Genomic DNA, 18,702 nt, shown 5'->3' on the forward strand with positions numbered 1-18,702 from the left:
TGAAACCGACTAAAGCTTTATGAAGAGTGTGCAGGTTGGGTAGAATGCTGTTCATGTAACGAAGAGGGTGAGCATTATGGCGAAAGCCAAAACAGCCTATGTTTGTAATGAATGCGGCGCAGACTATAACAAATGGCAAGGGCAGTGTACTGCTTGTCAGGCATGGAACACGTTAAGTGAAGTCCGTTTGGGGGCGGTGCAAAGTGCAGCGGCGCGCCCTCGTTACGATGGCTATGCGGGGCAAGCCAGCCAGCGGGTGATGAGCCTGGCGGATGTAGATCTTGCGGATATGCCGCGTTTTGGTACGGGTACCGAAGAGCTGGATCGCGTCTTAGGTGGCGGCTTAGTGCCGGGCTCTTCAATATTGATAGGCGGGCATCCGGGTGCCGGTAAAAGCACGCTGTTACTGCAGATTATGTGTTATCTGGCCGAAAATATGCCCGCGCTCTATGTCACCGGAGAGGAGTCACTGCAACAGGTTGCCATGCGGGCACACCGTTTAGGTTTAAAAGCCGAGCATCTGAAAATGTTATCAGAAACCAGTGTGGAGGCGGTGTGTCAGGTGGCATCTGAGCTAAGACCCCGAGTTATTGTTATCGATTCTATTCAGGTTATGCATATGGCTGATATTCAGTCGGCCCCCGGCTCTGTTTCACAGGTGAGGGAGTCTGCCGCAGATCTGACGCGTTTTGCCAAACAGACCGGTTGCGTGTTGTTTTTGGTGGGGCACGTCACCAAAGATGGCTCATTAGCAGGGCCTAAAGTTCTGGAGCATATGATTGATTGCTCATTGCAACTGGAAGGTTCTTCAGACAGTCGTTTCAGGACATTACGTTCCCATAAAAACCGTTTTGGTGCCGTGAATGAGTTAGGTGTGTTCGCGATGCTGGAGACGGGATTACGTGAAGTAAAAAATCCCAGTTCTATTTTTCTCAGCCGTGGCGAAACAGCAAGCCCTGGCAGTGTGGTGATGGTGGTCTGGGAAGGTACACGGCCGTTGCTGGTAGAGATTCAGGCATTGGTTGATCAGTCGCATATGAATAACCCACGACGGGTAGCAGTTGGGTTAGATGGCAACCGTTTGGCCATGTTATTAGCCGTATTGCATCGCCATGGCGGCTTGCAAACCGGTGATCAGGATGTTTTTGTCAATGTTGTTGGCGGCGTCAAAGTGTTAGAAACCAGTGCGGATCTTGCCTTGTTGCTGGCGGTTGTCTCCAGTTATCGGGATAGAGCTTTGCCGCAGGATTTGATGGTGTTTGGTGAAGTGGGTTTGTCGGGAGAAATACGGCCCGTGCCTAATGGTCAGGAGCGGATCAGAGAAGCCGCCAAACATGGCTTTAAGCGTGCCATTGTTCCTAAGGGCAATGTGCCTAAAGAAGTCGTCAAAGGAATGGAAGTCGTTGGCGTCAGTCGCTTGGCTGACGCGCTGGATGCGCTTTGATAATCAGGTATATATATCAGGATCGATATTAGGTGCTATATAAATGATCGAGCTCTCGTTCCAGTAACGTCGGGTCGCCTAAGTTAAGCTCTACCAATCGGCGTAGATGGCTGATGCTTGACAGTTTCATTGTCTGGGCTTTGAAGCCCAGATATTTGTCACGCCGATGATTGATGATGGCAGGCATCTCAATAATGACCTCATTCCCGTCTAACACAATAATCAATTCTGCCTGGTCGCCTATGGACAGTGGAAGTTCAGTGTTGCTCTCTGCCAGTGCACCTTTAAAGCATATATCAATTAATTTAATCTCCCACTCCTTATCAGAAGTCCGGAGAATGCAGTTCGCATCAAAATTAATACGGGTAAACCGGCGGCGTTCTTGTATATTTTTTTCCACTACTTTCTCCCAATTGATCCAGACTCCAACATTAGTATAGTGTGTAAACCGGAATTAGCGAAGATCATCGTCTACACTTAGTTTATAAAGTGAATATGCAAAATATCATGGATGTATGGAGCGTAAATGAGCAGCTTTGTCGGGTTATTGAATAATGCTATTTTATTGTTGGCGCTTGGCGTTATCTATGACGTACTGGGTCTGCATAATATTGCCAATAAGAAACTGAGAGATCTGTTTACAGGGATTTTAGTCGGTGTTATCGGTATTTCCGTAATGTTGACGCCGTGGGAAATGACGCCTGGTTTGTTCTTCGATACGCGTTGGGTGCTGATCAGTTTATGTGGCTTGTATTTTGGTTGGGCTCCGACCCTGATTGCTGTATTTATGACAGTTTTCCTTCGACTCTATCAAGGCGGTGCAGGTATCTATGTCGGATCATTGGTGATCATTACCGGTGGAGCGATAGGACTCGCCTGGCGTTACTGGAGCCTGCATTATCACAAAGAGCTAAATTGGGGTGGGCTTTACCTATTAGGCCTTTCTGTTCAAATTGCCGTTATTTTATGTATGTTTCTGCTACCAGCAGAGGTGCGTTACTCCGTTATTTCGGCCATAGCATCTCCTCTGTTAATTATTTACCCTTTGATCACTATGTTGCTGGGGATGCTGCTTAAGATCCAGAAAGAAAGGCGACAAGCTGAAGTAGAGCTACGTAAGCATAAAGAAATACTGGATAGGGATCAGGGGCTGTTGAAAAGGATTATCGATAGCATCCCTGATTATATTTTTTATAAAAGCGTTGAGGGTGCTTATTTAGGCTGTAATAAAGCGACGTCTGAATTATTTGGCTGTGATGAGGCGGATCTTATTGGGAAAACTGATTTCGATATTTTTGAGCAGAAGCAGGCGATATTTTTTCGTCAAAAAGACAGTGAAATGTTACAGACGGGCAAGCATCAAAGTAATGCAGAAACTGTAATGCATCCCGATGGAAGAGAGATTCAGCTGGATACGTTAAAAACACCATTTTACGGTGAAACGGGCAAGCTATATGGTTTGATTGGTATCGGCCGGGATGTTACCGAGAAGCAAAAAACTGAAGAGCATATCCGTAAGAGTGCAGTAATCTATCATAGTGTTCTGAGTACAGCGCTGGATGGTTTCTGGATTGTGACTGCAGCGGGGATTATTGAAGACGTAAATGAAGCCTATGTGAAAATGTCAGGTTACGCTTTTGATGAGCTTCTGGGTATGCGAGTAACTGAGTTGGATGCTCTTGAAAGTGAAAAGATGGTGCAGCAGCACCTACAAAAAATTCTGGAGCAGAAAGAAAAGTGTTTCATTAGCCGGCATTGTCGTAAAGATGGCTCTGTTTTTGATGTCGAAATCAATGTCACCTATTGGCCGGAAGAGGGTGGGAAATTTTTCGTTTTTATCAAGGATATTACTGAGCGAATATTGTCACAGAAGCAACTTTTACAAAGTGAAACTCGTTTTCGGCATGTGTTTGAAAACATGGCTACTATTGCGGTTCAGGGATATGACAAAAACAGGAATGTTATTTTTTGGAACCGTGCCAGTGAAGTGCTCTACGGTTATGGATCAGAAGACGCGATAGGACAAAAGCTCGAAGACTTAATCATCCCGGATACTATTAGAGGGCCTGTAATTCAGGAGGTTGGTCGTTGGGTAGCAGGCGGCCCCGTTACACCTTCTGGCGAGATAGTTTTAAAGAAAGCTGACGGTTCACCGGTAACAGTATTTTCCAGCCATGTCATTATTACCGGAGTGAATAATGAACCGGAAATGTATTGTGTTGATTTGGATCTGACAGCACTGAAACGCGCAGAAGAAAGAGTGGTTATGCTGTCTCAGGCCGTTGAGCAAAGTCCGGTTTCTGTCGTGTTATCAGATACTGATGGTGTTATTGAATACGTCAATAGCGCGTTTGAAAAAGTAACGGGTTACGCCCGCCATGAAGTCATTGGGCAGTCGACACGTTTACTTCAATCGGGGCTGACGCCTTTAAGTCAGTATAAGCAGCTATGGGATGCGTTGATCTCGGGCGAATCGTGGCAAGGAGAGTTTCAGAATCGTAAGAAAAATGAACAACTCTTTTGGGAGTACGTTCATATTGCACCGGTAAAAAACGACTCAGGAGAGATAAAGCATTTTTTGGCGGTGAAACAGGATGTAACACAACAAAAAGAACAGGCTGAACAACTCCTGTATCAGGCGCATTTTGATCATTTAACAGGGCTTCCTAATCGGTTTTTGTCGTTAGATCGATTGTCACAGATGTTGAAAGAAGCAAAACGATCACAGCAACAGGTTGCCGTTTTTTTTCTGGATCTGGACGACTTTAAAAAAGTTAATGACACATTAGGGCATCAGGTTGGCGATGAATTGCTTGTTGAAGCGGCGTTCAGGTTGCGCTCGGCCGTACGAGATGATGATGTTATTGGGCGATTAGGGGGAGATGAGTTCATCGTATTAATTAAGCATATGGAAAGTAGTGCATTCATCGATCAATTAGCGGAAACACTATTGGCACAATTCAGAACACCTTTTTTGCTAGGTGAAAGGGAGCTTGTAGCGACGGTTAGCATTGGTGTAGCCGTATATCCAACCGATGGTTTTACACCGAACGAATTGCTTAAACAGGCTGATGCCGCGATGTATCATTCTAAAGAGCAGGGCCGCAACACCTATAATTTTTATACGAATAAAATGAATGAAGATGTTGCTCGTCGGTTATTAATAGAGGAGCAGCTACGTAATGCGCTCACAAAGAATGACCTCTATGTTTGTTATCAACCTGTAGTCGATCTGAAAAGCCGGGAAATTATTGGCGCGGAAGCACTGTTACGCTGGAATAATGAAGTGATGGGGAACGTGCCGCCCGATGAGTTTATACCTATCGCTGAGCAAACCGGTTTGATTGTGGCGATCGGTCGTTATGTGCTCGAGCAGGCCGTGATTTGCGCCTCAGGTTGGCGCAGTAAATATGCAGCCGACTTTAAGGTGGCTGTTAATATTTCACCCCGTCAATTCAGAGATGCTGAGTTGCTTGAATATTTAGAATCTTTGTTGATACAGCACAACTTACCCGCGTCGGGTCTTGAACTGGAAATAACTGAAGGCGTCTTAATGACAGGTCACGCCACGGTTGACAAGGCATTGTCCGATTTACATACCATGGGGATTAATATTTCCATGGATGATTTTGGAACGGGTTATTCTTCTTTAAGTTATTTACGCAGCTATCCATTCGATACATTAAAAGTGGATAAAAGCTTTATCGATGATATTTCGGTGGACCAGGCTGGTTTGCAGTTGGTCGGTGCTGCTATCGCAATGGGGCAGGTTCTTGGGTTGAAAATTATCGCTGAAGGCATTGAAACCGAAGAGCAGTACCAGTTGTTGGTCACCCAGCAATGCGACTATGGACAGGGATATCTGTTCAGTAAGCCTGTGCCCGCTGATGAGTTTGGAAAAATGCTTGAGGCTGATAGATTAAGGTTTTCGTGAGCCTCCGGCTGCATAAAAAATCAAATAAAACAGCCGGCGATGCCGACTGTTTGCGCATGATAATTTAATTGATACGTTTGTACTTAATACGCTCCGGTTGATGAGATTTACCGTGACGCTTTTTATAGTCTTCGGCGTACTCTGTGTAGTTACCTTCAAAGAAAGCGACCTGAGAATCACCCTCATAGGCCAGCATGTGAGTACAGACCCGATCAAGGAACCAACGGTCATGTGAAATAACGACGGCACAACCAGGGAACGCTAAAATAGCTTCTTCCAGTGCGCGTAATGTTTCCACATCCAAATCATTTGTCGGCTCATCCAATAACAATACGTTGCCACCTTCCTTCAACAGCTTCGCTAAATGCAATCGGTTGCGCTCTCCACCGGAAAGATCACCTACACGTTTCTGTTGATCCGAACCTTTGAAGTTAAAACGTCCGCAATAAGCACGAGAAGGTGTCTGATAATTACCAATGGTAATTATGTCTTGTCCATCAGAGAGCTCTTGCCAAACCGTGTTATCACCATTGAGCTGCCGCATCTGGTCAACATAAGCCAGTTTCACTGTACTGCCGATCACGACTTCGCCGGAATCTGGTGTTTCTTCACCTGCAATCATCTTGAAGAGAGTCGATTTACCCGCACCGTTACCACCGATGATGCCAACGATCGCTCCTTGAGGAATGGTTGCGGTCAGGTTTTCAAACAACAATTTATCGCCGTATGCTTTGGATACATTGTGTAGTTCAATGACCTGAGTACCAAGACGTGGTCCTGGTGGAATGTAGATCTCCTGCGTCTCATTGCGTGCCTGAAATTCGCGCGAATTCATCTCTTCGAACTGTTTCAGACGCGCTTTTGACTTGGCTTGTCGGCCTTTCTGGCCTTGCTGAACCCATTCTAATTCAGATTTCACGGCTTTTTGGTGCGCCGCTTCCTGTTTAGATTCTTTCGCTAACCGTTGCTCTTTTTGCTCAAGCCATGAAGAGTAATTTCCTTCGTACGGAATACCATGGCCGCGATCAAGCTCCAGAATCCAGCCAGCAGCGTTATCCAGAAAATAGCGGTCATGTGTAATCGCAACCACAGTACCGGGATATTCCTGTAAGAAGCGTTCGATCCAGGCGATAGACTCGGCATCCAGATGGTTGGTCGGCTCATCCAGTAATAGCATGTCCGGCTTATCAAGTAACAAGCGACACAAGGCTACGCGGCGACGTTCACCGCCCGATAGATGCTCCACTTTGGCATCCCACGGTGGCAGGCGCATGGCATCTGCTGCGCGCTCTAGTGCGATCTCCAGATTGTGGCCATCTTTGGTTTCAATCAGGTTTTCAAGCTCGCCCTGTTTCTTTGCTAAGGCATCAAAATCCGCATCGGGTTCTGCATAGGCAGCATAGACCTGATCAAGCTCAGTCAGCGCGTTTTTAACATCAGCAACCGATTCTTCAACGATTTCGCGTACAGTTTTGCTGTCATCTAATTCAGGTTCTTGCGGTAAATAGCCTACTTTAAGATTTGGCATTGGCTGAGCTTCACCAATAAAATCAGTGTCTACTCCGGCCATTATTTTCAGCAAAGTTGATTTGCCCGAGCCATTAAGACCCAGTACACCAATTTTTGCGCCAGGAAAGAAAGAAAGTGAAATATCTTTTAGAATTTGGCGCTTGGGCGGAACGATTTTGCCCAAGCGGTTCATTGTATAAACGTACTGTGCCATAAGCCCTCAGCATGTGGGTTGGTTAACCTGCCACTTAATTTTAACTGAATAAATCAAAATAAAACTCAAAGTTTTTCAAAGCATATCTGAGGTTATCCAAAAAGAATAATCTATAAATATACCTCATCGTCTTGAGCGTATTCTAATCAAGTGAAAGCAATAACAATAAAGGAGTAAGCGATTATGGGCAACTTAACTCGTTTTAATCGATTAATGGATGATACTTTTTTAAATGATTTTTTCATGCCAGTAGAAAAACGTATGGGTAGTCGGCTTCCTGCTATTGATGTACATGAAACGGATGAGAAATATTTAGTTAATGTCGATCTTCCCGGCATCAATAAAGAAGATATTCATGTGTCGATGGAAAACGGTGTCCTTACGGTGAAAGGCGAAACCCAAACGGAAGAGAAGGAAGAAAAGGAAGGTAAGATGATCCGTCGTGAAAGACATGTGGGAAGCTACATGCGACAATTTACCGTGGGTTCGGAAGTAGATCCTGATGCGATTGATGCCAGATTCGAAAATGGAGTATTGTCTCTGGAACTTAAGAAGCTTGAGAAAAGTAAACCTAATAAGCTTGAAATCAAAGTGAACTAAGTGGGTTGCTCCATGGATGCTTGCATAAGTTGTTACGCTTGCTAATAGTTAAGTACGGCCCAGTATTGCTGGGCCTTACTTTTAGTGTCGTTAGCTTTTTGAAGCAGATTAGCGTACTTCACTTATATTGAGCATCTAGGATGGGCTAACGAACTTTTGCTCCAGATAGCTGACGATGTCGTTGGATTCATACATCCAGCTGACGCTTCCGTCTTCATTCGTAATACGCAGGCACGGTACTTTGATTTGGCCGCCTTGTGTTAATAACTCCTGTCGGAATTGCCCCTCTTTTTTAGCATCGCGTAGCTCTATATTCAGCGAAGAACGCTTCATTGCACGACGAACCTTTACGCAGAAAGGGCAGGCGTTGAATTGGTAAAGTGCCAACAAGCAGGTTTGTTTATCGATTTGCGCCTGTTCTTCTGCGGTTCGTTTGATTCCGCGTGGAGTGGTAAGGAAATTGATCGTCAGAATGATTTTGCCTAAGAACCAGCGAATAAAAGCCATCGTAAAAATCTCAGTTAACAGTATAAAAAGGCGCCCACTTTACCATGTAATGTAGAGAATGATTAGCTGTTGGCTGCAGATGAATCTTCTTCGCGTAAAGGTGACCGACTTTCAAGTGCGTTTTTGTCTCAGGTTAGAGTATAATGCGCTCCTTTTTTAAGGCCGGACATAATCATCCGGGCGAGACCAGTAACCGTTCAGTTACCTTTCCGTTACCCAGGGGATAGCTATGTTTAGTAAAGATATGTCAATTGCCGGCTTTGATGCTGATCTGTGGTCAGCAATGCAGTCTGAAGCCACACGTCAGGAAGAGCACATTGAGCTGATTGCTTCTGAAAACTACACCAGCCCGCGGGTTATGGAAGCTCAGGGTTCTGTGCTGACCAATAAATATGCTGAAGGCTATCCTGGTAAACGTTACTACGGCGGTTGTGAGTATGTTGATGTCGTAGAACAGTTGGCGATTGATCGTGCCTGCGAACTATTCGGCGCAACCTATGCTAACGTGCAGCCGCATTCTGGTTCACAGGCAAACGCCGCAGTGTATATGGCGTTGTGCAAACCCGGTGATACTATTCTGGGTATGAGTCTGGCTCATGGTGGTCACTTGACGCACGGTGCCGCTGTTTCTTTCTCTGGTCGTATTTACAACGCGGTTCAGTATGGATTGAATGCTGAAACCGGCGAAATCGATTACGCAGAAGTTGAGCGTCTGGCGGTTGAACATAAACCAAAAATGATAGTGGCCGGATTCTCTGCTTATTCCCGTGTTGTTGATTGGCAGCGTTTTCGTGATATCGCAGACAAAGTGGGTGCGTACCTGTTTGTTGATATGGCGCATGTCGCCGGTCTTGTAGCCGCAGGTGTATACCCATCGCCTATGGCAGTGGCTGATGTGGTGACTACAACAACGCATAAAACATTAGGTGGGCCACGTGGTGGTTTGATTCTGTCTGCCCGTGCTGATGCCGATCTGCAGAAAAAACTTAATTTTGCAGTATTCCCTGAATCCCAGGGCGGCCCGTTGATGCATGTGATTGCGGGTAAAGCGGTGTGCTTTAAAGAAGCCATGCAGCCTGAATGGAAAGCATACCAGGCGCAGGTTGTTAAAAATGCACAGGCAATGGCTGAGACGTTCAAGTCTCGTGGCATTAACATTGTTTCTGATGGAACGGATAATCATCTATTCCTGATGGACCTGATTGGTAAAGACTACAGCGGTAAAGATGCAGATGCTGCTTTAGGCCGCGCTAATATTACGGTTAATAAAAACTCGGTACCTAATGACCCGCGTTCACCGTTCGTGACTTCTGGTTTACGTATTGGTACGCCAGCGGTGACACGTCGCGGCTTTAAAGAAGCAGAAGTGACGCAGTTGACTAACTGGATTTGTGATATTCTTGACGATATTAACAACGAAGAAATTAGTGCACGTGTAAAAGGCCAGGTACTGGATATCTGTAGCCGTTTCCCTGTTTATAAATAGTATTGCGGTTTATAAATAAGCACTAAATCAGGTAGAATAGACGGGCGACTGAGAGGTCGCCCTTTTTTGCTTTTATTTTTAGCTTTAAGACACTTTACTTTACAAACATCGCTCTTTATTTCGGGTACAAGCTTTGTTATTGCTTATGTATTTTTCTTGTACTCACGCTCTTTTATGACAGGATTTCACGATGCATTGTCCCTTTTGCGGCGCCAATGAAACCAAAGTAGTTGATTCACGTCTGGTCGCTGAAGGCCAGCAGGTGCGTAGACGACGTGAATGTATAGCCTGTCATGAACGCTATACCACCTTCGAAATTGCAGAACTCCTGATGCCTCGTCTGATTAAAGCCGATGGCTCACGTCAACCTTTTGATGAAGACAAACTCCGTGCGGGTATTCAACGTGCGTTAGAGAAACGTCCGGTCAGTGTTGAAGATGTCGAGGCATGCATTAACCGTATCAAACATCGCTTACGTGCTACTGGTGAGCGTGAGCTTCCGTCACGTCAATTGGGTGAAGAGGTGATGGCAGCACTGCGTAAGCTTGATCAGGTCGCCTACGTCCGTTTTGCTTCCGTTTATCGTAGCTTTCAGGATATCAACGAATTCAGAGAAGAAATTGAGCGGCTGTCCGAAGAAGACAAGGCCGGGGGCTAAGCTATGTCTGTCTGGAGTGTAGAAGATACGACATTGATGGCCGAAGCTATCCGTCTGGCACGCCAGGGGCAATACACCACACATCCTAATCCACGTGTCGGTTGTGTCTTAGTCAAGAACGGCAGCATCGTCGGGCGTGGTTTTCATGTTCGGGCCGGTGAAGGTCATGCCGAAGTTAATGCGATAAAAGAGGCAGGTGATGCCGCACGGGGTGCTACCGCGTATGTAACACTCGAACCTTGCAGTCATTATGGTCGGACGCCTCCGTGTGCTGAAGGGCTGATCAAAGCAGGCGTGGTAAGGGTTGTGAGTGCGATGCAGGACCCGAATCCAGCCGTGGCCGGGCGTGGTCTGCAGATGCTTGTCGATTCAGGTATCAGGTGTGAAGTGGGCTTGCTGGAAGCCGCCGCGCGTGAACTCAATCCGGGCTTTATTAAAAGAATGGAAACCGGGCTGCCTTGGGTACGCGTCAAACTGGCAATGAGTCTGGATGGACGAACGGCCATGCAAAGTGGTGAGTCGCAGTGGATTACCGGCGCGGCAGCACGCCGGGATGTACAACGTTTACGCGCTAAAAGTTCGGCAATAGTCACCGGTAGTGGCTCCATCATGATCGATGATTCTTCTTTGACGGTACGTGAGGCGGAGCTGAGTTTTGGGGCCGGACTTGAAAATGCCGCTGAAATTGTAAAGCAGCAGCCTCTTCGTGTTGTCCTGGATACTGCGGGACAGATGTCAGCCAGTGCTAAAATATTGAGTCAGCCAGGTCGGACTTTATGGGTCACATTAAGCGAACGTGAGATGCCTCATGCTGAAATGCTGACGGCGCAGACCAGTGATGGTCGTATTGATCTGCGTTGGTTGCTGGAGTATTTGGCGGCAAACGAACAGTGTAATGAGGTGCTCGTTGAGGCCGGCGCAACAATGGCCGGGGCTTTTGTTGCAGCCGATTTGGTCGATGAATTAATCGTCTATATGGCGCCGACATTATTGGGATCTAACGCACGTCCATTGCTGCAATTACCATTGGATAAAATGGAGCAGCAGAAACGTCTGAAAATGACAGACTGTCGTCAGCTAGGCGATGATCTGCGTTTGACCTACCGTTTTCACGTCAATACGACAGAGGGCCCTGTTTAATGTTTACCGGTATTATTGAAGCAATAGGGAACGTGGCTGCGATAGAGCAGGCTCAGGGTGATATGCGCCTTTATATACGTACCAATACGCTTGATTTGTCGGATGTGAAGCGCGGAGATAGTATTGCGACCAACGGCGTTTGTCTGACGGCCGTTGAGCTTACAGGAGATGGTTTTTGGGCGGATGTTTCACGCGAATCGTTAGCGCATACCCGCTTCGCATCATTGAAAGTGGGTGAAAAAGTTAATTTAGAAAAAGCACTGATGGCGTCCGGTCGTTTGGGCGGTCATATCGTGACCGGACATGTTGATGGTATCGGTAAGGTTATTGAGCGTCGGGAAGATGCCCGTTCAATACATCTGGTAGTTGAAGCGCCTGCGGCGTTGTCCCGCTATATTGCCGCAAAAGGCTCGATTACCGTCGATGGTGTCAGCCTGACGGTTAATAGTGTGGAAGGTGCGTTGTTAACGCTCAATATTGTGCCTCATACTGCGCAGGAAACGTTGCTTGATCGTTATGTGGCCGGAACAGAGGTGCACTTGGAAGTAGATATTATTGCCCGTTATATGGAGCGTCTTCTGCTGGCCGGACGAGCAGATGATACGCAGGAACAGCAAAGTGGGTTGACGCTGGCGACGCTGGCGGAACATGGTTATATGAAGCGCTAAAAGCTTACAAAACAGGAAGATGATGATGGAGCTCAATAGCCCACAAGAACTGATTGAAGATATTCGTCAGGGTAAAATGGTCATCCTGATGGATGATGAAGACCGTGAAAATGAAGGTGATATCCTTATCGCCGCTGACCAGGTGCGTGCTGAAGATATCAATTTTATGGCGACGCATGCCCGTGGTCTTATTTGCCTGACGTTGACACAGAATCGTTGCGAGCAGTTAAAGCTGCCGTTAATGGTGCAAAGTAACGGTGCCCAGTTCTCGACTAATTTCACCATGTCTATCGAAGCGGCAACGGGTGTGACGACGGGTATCTCTGCGGCCGATCGTGCGCACACAGTACGGGTTGCCGTTAAAGGTGATGCCAAGCCGGAAGACATTGTCCAGCCTGGCCATGTTTTTCCACTGATGGCACAGCCCGGTGGTGTATTGAGCCGTGCAGGACACACTGAAGCGGGTTGTGACTTAGCACGTTTAGCGGGTCTGACCCCGGCGGCTGTGATTGTAGAGATTATGAATGAAGACGGCACTATGGCGCGTCGTCCTGACCTCGAAAAATTCGCCGAGAAGCACAATCTGAAAATTGGTACGATTGCCGATTTGATTCATTACCGCACGACTAATGAGCGTACCGTCGAAAAAGCCGATGAAGGCATTCTTTCGACAGAATACGGTGATTTTAATTACACCACGTATCACGACACAATCCAGAACGTAACGCACATGGCGCTGGTTAAAGGTGATATTTCATCTGATGAAGCCACGATTGTGCGTGTACATGTGCGTGGCGATGTCTTGCGTGACTTGGTGGGCGTTAACCGCGATGGCGACTCTAAATGGACGATGCATCGTGCCTTGGAGTACGTTGCTAAACAAGGGCAAGGGGTTGTGCTGCTGCTGGATAATGGTCAGCGGGAAGACTTAGGTGTTGCGCTTGATCGTGTCTTGGGTAAACAGCCTAAAATACGTGCGGCTAACTTCAGTTCATCGGGTGCCTACCTGACGGTCGGTACCGGCTCTCAGATTCTACGTGATCTGGGCGTTGGCAAGATGCGTCTGCTCAGTTCTCCGATTAAATTTAATGCGATTTCCGGATTTGATCTGGAAATTGTGGAATACATCCCCTGCGATGAGTAATTAACAGGAACACACTATGTCAGTACAAATTATTGAAGGTGACTTCGTTTCCGCCGATGGTAACTACACCATCGTAGTGGGCCGTTTCAACGCATTTGTGGTTGAGAGCTTATTGGAAGGCGCGTTGGATACCCTAAAGCGCCATGGCGTTAAAGAAGAAAATATCCGGGTAGTGCGTGTACCGGGCGCATTTGAAATTCCTTTGGTGGTGCAAAAAGTTGCAGCGCAGAAGAAAGATGATGCCATTATTGCTTTAGGTGCTGTTATCCGTGGCGGAACGCCTCATTTCGAGTATGTTTCAGCCGAAAGTTCGAAAGGTGTCGCTCAGGTGGCTATGGACTCCGGCATCCCTGTAGCAAACGGTATTCTGACTGTGAATAGTATCGAACAGGCGATTGAACGTTCGGGTACAAAAGCTGGCAATAAAGGCGCTGAAGCAGCGTTATCTGCACTAGAAATGGTTAGCTTACTGCGTAACCTTGAGGCGTAATGGGAATGATAGAAGAAAACTCTCCAACTCCAGATCCAGCTCCACAAAAAGCGAAAAAAACATCATTAACCTTGCAGCGACGTGCTGCCCGTAGTTTTGCTTTGCAGGCCCTGTATCAGTGGCACATGGCTGGCCAACCGGTGAATGAGATTGAAGCTCATTTTCGGGTTGAAAATGATATGTCAGGTACCGATATAAAACTGTTTCGTGAACTCCTGCAAGGCGTGACTCATGCAAAGAGTGAGTTGGATGAAGCATTTCAGCCTTTCCTTGATAGGGGATTGCATGAGCTTGATCCTATCGAATTAGCGGTATTGCGCATCGGTAGCTTTGAATTGATGCATCGTCCTGCAGTGCCTTACCGTGTTGCGATCAACGAAAGTGTTGATTTAGCCAAGATCTTTGGCGCGACTGATAGCCATCGCTATGTTAATGGTATCTTGGACAAACTGGCTCAGCGCGTACGTATGGTTGAGATCCGGGGCGCACGCGGAAAATAGTCGATCATGGATGAGTTTGCACTGATACGACGCTATTTTCAGTCGTTGCAACAAGATGGCTTACCTTCCAGCGTATCAGTGGGGATCGGGGATGACTGTGCGGTATTGAACGTGCCGCCAGATCAGCAGTTGGTTGTGTCTATTGATACGCTGGTGGAAGGTGTCCATTTTTTACCGGATACTCCCGCCGATCAGCTCGCCTGGCGTATTTTAGGCGCTGCCGTTAGCGATTTAGCTGCCATGGGCGCAACACCTGCGTGGTTAACATTAGCGCTTACATTGCCGCAAGCAGAGGAATCCTGGATTAGTGCTTTCTCTGCTGCGCTGTCTGCAGCGACCCGGCAGTACAATATTCAGCTGGTGGGTGGCGATACGACTCGAGGGCCGCTTACGCTTACGGCGCAAGTGCATGGTTTTGTTAAAACCGGTACGGCGCTATTACGCAAAGGTGCAAAGCCTGGCGATTTGATCTGTGTAACCGGTACGCTGGGAGATAGTCGGGCAGGGCTTGACACCTTGCTGAATGATGCCTCGTTAGATGAAGATGTGGCGTATCTGCGACGGCGTTTTTATCGGCCTGAGCCGAGAATAGAGACGGGCCAATTGATATCTCCTTTCGCCTCTTCTTGTATCGATATTTCTGATGGACTGCTGGGAGATATTAATCATATTCTGGAGCAATCGGGTGTCGGGGCGCAAATAAACCCTGCCGCACTGCCGCTCTCAGCTGAGTTGCTAAGATTCGCGGGTCAAAAAAAGGCACGAAGTTGGGCGTTAACAGGTGGTGAAGATTTTGAACTTTGCTTTACTGTGCCACCCTCACAGTGGATAAGTCTGCAGTCACAATTACAGCATCACGACGTGCAAGTAACACCTGTAGGTGCTATTTGTGAAGCCACAGGTATACAGCTCTTTATAGAATGCGAGTGGCAGATGGTTGAAGCATCAGGCTATAAACACTTTTAACCGGGCTCTTTAACCAGGAGCTTTAATTAAGCTCGTTAACCCGACTGTTTAATCAAATTCAAAGAGAAATCATATGAAACCCGACGCTATCAGTATTTTAAAGAATCCTATTCACTGTCTGGCATTTGGTTTAGGCAGCGGTCTTGCTCCTAAAGCACCAGGTACTTTTGGTACGCTAGCGGCTGTGCCATTGTTTTTATTGTTGTCCTCGTTATCGTTATCTGAATACCTCTATGTGGTGGTATTTACCTCGGTTATCGGTATCTATCTCTGTGGAAAAACAGCCCGCGATTTAGGTGTACATGACCATCCGGGAATTGTTTGGGATGAGTTTGTCGGATTCTGGATTACGATGATCGCCATACCTGTTACCTGGTGGAGCGTCCTATTAGGGTTTGCACTGTTCAGACTCTTTGATATATGGAAACCATGGCCTATTAAGTGGGTAGATCAACATGTTGATGGTGGCTTTGGAATTATGTTTGATGATGTTTTAGCGGGTCTGTTAGCGCTGGGTTGTATGCATCTGTTTATTCAGTTCATGTCTTAACAAGTAATTTTTTGTTCTAAAAACAGTGGCTTTTTTCAGTTTGGTTTCAGTTTCAGGGCTTATTCTGCAATTGAAAATAAAAAAGGAGAAAGATCATGAAAACGTTCACACAGACAATTGCTCTTACTTCAATCCTCTTTGCTGCTAGCGCGATAGCTTCAGCTGAAGGATTGGCTCCACCCATGCACTCAACTGAACTCAACATGAGCTACCCAAGTACTATGATGGCGGGTAAGCATGGTCATCCTGCTGACCTTTATCAAAATACGCTTTCAAAAAGCTCCACAGAGCGCCAGATGGGGCAAGGTTCTTTTTCTACACCACATTTAGCAGATTTTTGTGTAATAACAGACTTATCTGTTGCTCTTAATGAGCATTCAGTAGAAAACCATTTAGGTGGTAAGCAATGCTGAGTATGATGTTGCGTAGTACTTTTTCTAGAGCTATATAGTATAGGGGGATGCAGCAATGTATCTCCTTTATACTATGCAGTTAACGATGGATATTATATGAATAAAAAGAAGATATATATTCTGTTACCTTTGATAGCGTTGTTATCTCCATTAGTTGAAGCGGGTGAAGGAACACCAATCAGCTCTCCTATCTATGAAAACGGTTCTCGATTAGATTATCAGGCATGTCGCGTATTAGTCAGACGAGGAGAGATTCTTCCTATGTCCGATCTGATGACGCTAGCAAAAAAGAGATCAACCGACCATATTCTGGACGCTTTTTTATTGAAGCAAAACGATCGTTACTTTTACCAAATAGAAGCGGTCGGCGATAATGGTATTGTTAATATATTCTATATGGATGCCACCTCAGGTGAGCTGCTGCAGAATTTAGGAAAGTCTGAATGAGAATACTCTTAGTAGAAGATGATCCTGCCTTAGGGCCCGATTTGAAAAAAGAGTTGGCAGGGATGGGCTACGCTGTTGATCTTGCTGATAACGGTGTTGATGCCGAAGCATTGGGTTATGAGGATATCTACGATCTGGCTGTGCTGGATTTGGGATTGCCGCAGCGCCCTGGTATTGAGGTGCTGAAAAATTGGCGTAAACGCAGTAATAATATTCCAACGTTAATACTCACGGCTCGCTCCTCATGGCAGGAAAAGATCGACGGTTTTGATGCAGGAGCCGATGATTATTTAGCGAAGCCCTTTCATACAGAGGAATTGGTCGCACGTATGACGGCCTTATTACGTCGTGCAAAACAGCAGCCAACTAAACAGCTCGAAATATCAGGTTTGATTCTGAATGAAAAGACTCAGGCCGTGAGTGTCGATGGAGTCGATGAGTTTGAGTTAACAGGAATGGAATATAAACTGTTGAGATATTTCATGCACAATCCCGGAAGGTTGCTTTCTAAACTGCAAATTGTCGAACACATTTATGATGATGGCACGGAAAATGACAGCAATGTTGTTGAAGCTTATATCAAGATGCTGCGCAAAAAAATTGGTAAAGAACGTATCCAGACAAAACGGGGTCAGGGTTATATTTTTGTAAATCAGGCATGATAAATTCTATTCAGGGTCGCCTTAATCTGGCATTTATTGGCCTGACACTTGTCGTTTTTACCATACTCTGGTTTATGCAGGGTATGGCCGTTCGGGATGTGGCTTACGAGTTCGTTAGCGCAAGAATGCAAAGTGATGCTCGCACAGTGTTGCAAGCTGTTATGCGAAAAGATAACGAATGGCAAATTGATCCCAATTACATCTCTCCCGTTTATACGCTGCCTATGTCTGGTCATTATTATCAATTCCTGGTTGATGAGGGTGAGTGGATATATTCAAGATCATTGTGGGATGAAGAGATCCCTACTTATGATGGAAAACCCGTTGGGCAAATGAATATTAATTTGCAATATAAGCGCGATATTCCCTGGCTGGTCTATGATCACCGTTTTGAAAAATCAGGCCATCAGATTCGTATCGTATTAGCGGAAGATATTAGTCATATCGAGGCTGAAGTCGAACGTTTGCGTTGGTGGGTTGCCGGTATCGGATTAAAATTTACTATTATTCTATTGATTGCTCAGATCATTATTATTCGTGGTGGTTTAAAAAGCCTAACGCGAATGCGACTGGATATAGTCAGACTTAAAGAGGGTGATATATCTAGCCTGCCTGAGGTTCAGGTTAAAGAAATAGCCCCCTTAGTCAACGAAATCAATTACATGGTTGAGAGTATGAGTCTCAGGCTGGATCGTTCACGTCATGCTGTGGGCAATTTGGCACATGCCGCTAAAACGCCGCTTACTGTGATTGACCGACAAATTGAAACCCTCAGGCAATCCAGTCCTGAATGCGCTAATGCACTTGAGCAGCAATCTAAAGCATTACGCAGTCTGGTGGAGCGCGAGCTCACCCGTGCACGTATTGCCGGTGCTGCCATGCCGGGGCAGAAGGTGATTATTGAGGAAGAAGTAGAGAAGCTCATTAAAGCGATGAAGATGATTCATCGCGACAAGCAACTTGGCTATGAGGTTTGTATCAAGAGCACTACCTTTTTTCCTGGCGAGCGGGATGATCTGATCGAGTTGATGGGGAATTTAATAGACAACGCGAGCAAATGGGCGACAACGCAGGTTCGCATCAGAGGTATGATGAACGATCACTGTTTAGAGCTGTGTATCGAGGATGATGGGCCGGGCATTCCTGCAGATAACATGGCTCAGTTAATAGCCCGGGGTGAAAGACTTGATGAATCTACCATCGGACATGGTTTAGGGCTTAGTATCGTGATGGAAATTGTTCGTCAGTATAAAGGCATGTTCGAACTTCTGCCCTCCGATATGGGTGGATTACATGCGCATCTATTGTTACCTCGGCAGCAGAATGCTGAACTGAGATCAGTTGCATCGACCAGTCAGTTATAATGATTA

The 18,702-nt window shown here is 46.2% G+C and carries 19 protein-coding genes; 16 read left to right on the forward strand and 3 right to left on the reverse strand.

Features of this window, described 5'->3' with window-relative positions; genetic code table 11:
• Nucleotides 1-76 precede the first annotated feature (76 nt).
• Nucleotides 77-1,444 (forward strand): DNA repair protein RadA, encoded by a 1,368-nt coding sequence (gene radA, locus Nant_RS16445; RefSeq protein WP_054342732.1) that lies wholly within the window; start codon nucleotides 77-79, stop codon nucleotides 1,442-1,444.
• 28 nt (nucleotides 1,445-1,472) lie between these two features.
• Here the strand turns inward: radA and Nant_RS16450 are convergent, their stop codons facing one another.
• Nucleotides 1,473-1,844, reverse strand: a complete 372-nt coding sequence (locus tag Nant_RS16450) for a PilZ domain-containing protein (RefSeq protein ID WP_054342733.1) — start codon at nucleotides 1,842-1,844, stop codon at nucleotides 1,473-1,475.
• Between the two features lie 126 nt (nucleotides 1,845-1,970).
• On the opposite strand from Nant_RS16450, the gene Nant_RS16455 reads away from it, so the two are divergent.
• A complete protein-coding gene (locus Nant_RS16455) occupies nucleotides 1,971-5,378 on the forward strand; it encodes an EAL domain-containing protein (protein WP_054342734.1) in 3,408 nt (1,135 codons plus the stop codon).
• Nucleotides 5,379-5,442: 64 nt separating this feature from the next.
• Here the strand turns inward: Nant_RS16455 and ettA are convergent, their stop codons facing one another.
• A complete protein-coding gene (gene ettA / locus Nant_RS16460) occupies nucleotides 5,443-7,101 on the reverse strand; it encodes an energy-dependent translational throttle protein EttA (RefSeq protein WP_054342735.1) in 1,659 nt (552 codons plus the stop codon).
• A 183-nt stretch (nucleotides 7,102-7,284) separates the two neighbouring features.
• Between ettA and Nant_RS16465 the strand changes: the two genes are divergently transcribed.
• Entirely contained in the window at nucleotides 7,285-7,701 is a 417-nt protein-coding gene (locus tag Nant_RS16465) for an Hsp20/alpha crystallin family protein (protein WP_054342736.1), read from the forward strand.
• A gap of 135 nt (nucleotides 7,702-7,836) precedes the next feature.
• Here the strand turns inward: Nant_RS16465 and Nant_RS16470 are convergent, their stop codons facing one another.
• Nucleotides 7,837-8,208: a glutathione S-transferase N-terminal domain-containing protein gene (locus Nant_RS16470; RefSeq protein WP_054342737.1), complete on the reverse strand. Its 372-nt coding sequence runs from the start codon at nucleotides 8,206-8,208 to the stop codon at nucleotides 7,837-7,839.
• 229 nt (nucleotides 8,209-8,437) lie between these two features.
• On the opposite strand from Nant_RS16470, the gene glyA reads away from it, so the two are divergent.
• From glyA to Nant_RS16535, 13 genes are all read left to right on the forward strand, one after another.
• Nucleotides 8,438-9,694, forward strand: a complete 1,257-nt coding sequence (gene glyA, locus Nant_RS16475; RefSeq protein ID WP_054342738.1) for a serine hydroxymethyltransferase — start codon at nucleotides 8,438-8,440, stop codon at nucleotides 9,692-9,694.
• Between the two features lie 190 nt (nucleotides 9,695-9,884).
• Complete coding sequence (nrdR, locus tag Nant_RS16480; RefSeq protein ID WP_054342739.1) at nucleotides 9,885-10,352, forward strand: transcriptional regulator NrdR; 468 nt, start codon at nucleotides 9,885-9,887, stop codon at nucleotides 10,350-10,352.
• Nucleotides 10,353-10,355: 3 nt separating this feature from the next.
• On the forward strand, nucleotides 10,356-11,492 hold the full coding sequence (gene ribD, locus Nant_RS16485; protein ID WP_054342740.1) for a bifunctional diaminohydroxyphosphoribosylaminopyrimidine deaminase/5-amino-6-(5-phosphoribosylamino)uracil reductase RibD: 1,137 nt from the start codon (nucleotides 10,356-10,358) through the stop codon (nucleotides 11,490-11,492).
• The gene (locus Nant_RS16490; RefSeq protein WP_054342741.1) at nucleotides 11,492-12,160 is read left to right on the forward strand and encodes a riboflavin synthase; all 669 of its coding nucleotides are present in this window, start codon (nucleotides 11,492-11,494) and stop codon (nucleotides 12,158-12,160) included. Before ribD ends, Nant_RS16490 begins: the two co-directional genes overlap by 1 nt.
• A gap of 25 nt (nucleotides 12,161-12,185) precedes the next feature.
• On the forward strand, nucleotides 12,186-13,304 hold the full coding sequence (gene ribBA, locus Nant_RS16495) for a bifunctional 3,4-dihydroxy-2-butanone-4-phosphate synthase/GTP cyclohydrolase II (RefSeq protein ID WP_054342742.1): 1,119 nt from the start codon (nucleotides 12,186-12,188) through the stop codon (nucleotides 13,302-13,304).
• A 16-nt stretch (nucleotides 13,305-13,320) separates the two neighbouring features.
• Entirely contained in the window at nucleotides 13,321-13,794 is a 474-nt protein-coding gene (gene ribH / locus Nant_RS16500) for a 6,7-dimethyl-8-ribityllumazine synthase (RefSeq protein ID WP_054342743.1), read from the forward strand.
• Nucleotides 13,795-13,799: 5 nt separating this feature from the next.
• Entirely contained in the window at nucleotides 13,800-14,294 is a 495-nt protein-coding gene (gene nusB / locus Nant_RS16505) for a transcription antitermination factor NusB (RefSeq protein WP_054343259.1), read from the forward strand.
• A gap of 6 nt (nucleotides 14,295-14,300) precedes the next feature.
• The gene (thiL, locus tag Nant_RS16510) at nucleotides 14,301-15,260 is read left to right on the forward strand and encodes a thiamine-phosphate kinase (RefSeq protein WP_054342744.1); all 960 of its coding nucleotides are present in this window, start codon (nucleotides 14,301-14,303) and stop codon (nucleotides 15,258-15,260) included.
• A 73-nt stretch (nucleotides 15,261-15,333) separates the two neighbouring features.
• Nucleotides 15,334-15,810 carry a phosphatidylglycerophosphatase A family protein gene (locus Nant_RS16515; RefSeq protein WP_054342745.1) on the forward strand — a complete coding sequence of 159 codons (477 nt, stop codon included), beginning with the start codon at nucleotides 15,334-15,336 and terminating at the stop codon, nucleotides 15,808-15,810.
• Between the two features lie 95 nt (nucleotides 15,811-15,905).
• Entirely contained in the window at nucleotides 15,906-16,223 is a 318-nt protein-coding gene (locus Nant_RS16520) for a hypothetical protein (RefSeq protein ID WP_054342746.1), read from the forward strand.
• Between the two features lie 96 nt (nucleotides 16,224-16,319).
• A complete protein-coding gene (locus tag Nant_RS16525; protein ID WP_054342747.1) occupies nucleotides 16,320-16,670 on the forward strand; it encodes a PepSY domain-containing protein in 351 nt (116 codons plus the stop codon).
• A complete protein-coding gene (locus tag Nant_RS16530) occupies nucleotides 16,667-17,332 on the forward strand; it encodes a response regulator transcription factor (protein ID WP_054342748.1) in 666 nt (221 codons plus the stop codon). The genes Nant_RS16525 and Nant_RS16530 overlap by 4 nt, the downstream gene beginning before the upstream one ends.
• Nucleotides 17,329-18,696 carry a sensor histidine kinase gene (locus Nant_RS16535; protein ID WP_082400336.1) on the forward strand — a complete coding sequence of 456 codons (1,368 nt, stop codon included), beginning with the start codon at nucleotides 17,329-17,331 and terminating at the stop codon, nucleotides 18,694-18,696. The genes Nant_RS16530 and Nant_RS16535 overlap by 4 nt, the downstream gene beginning before the upstream one ends.
• Nucleotides 18,697-18,702 lie beyond the last annotated feature (6 nt).

It is taken from the genome of Neptunomonas antarctica, from assembly GCF_001305295.1.
Taxonomy (GTDB): domain Bacteria; phylum Pseudomonadota; class Gammaproteobacteria; order Pseudomonadales; family Balneatricaceae; genus Neptunomonas; species Neptunomonas antarctica.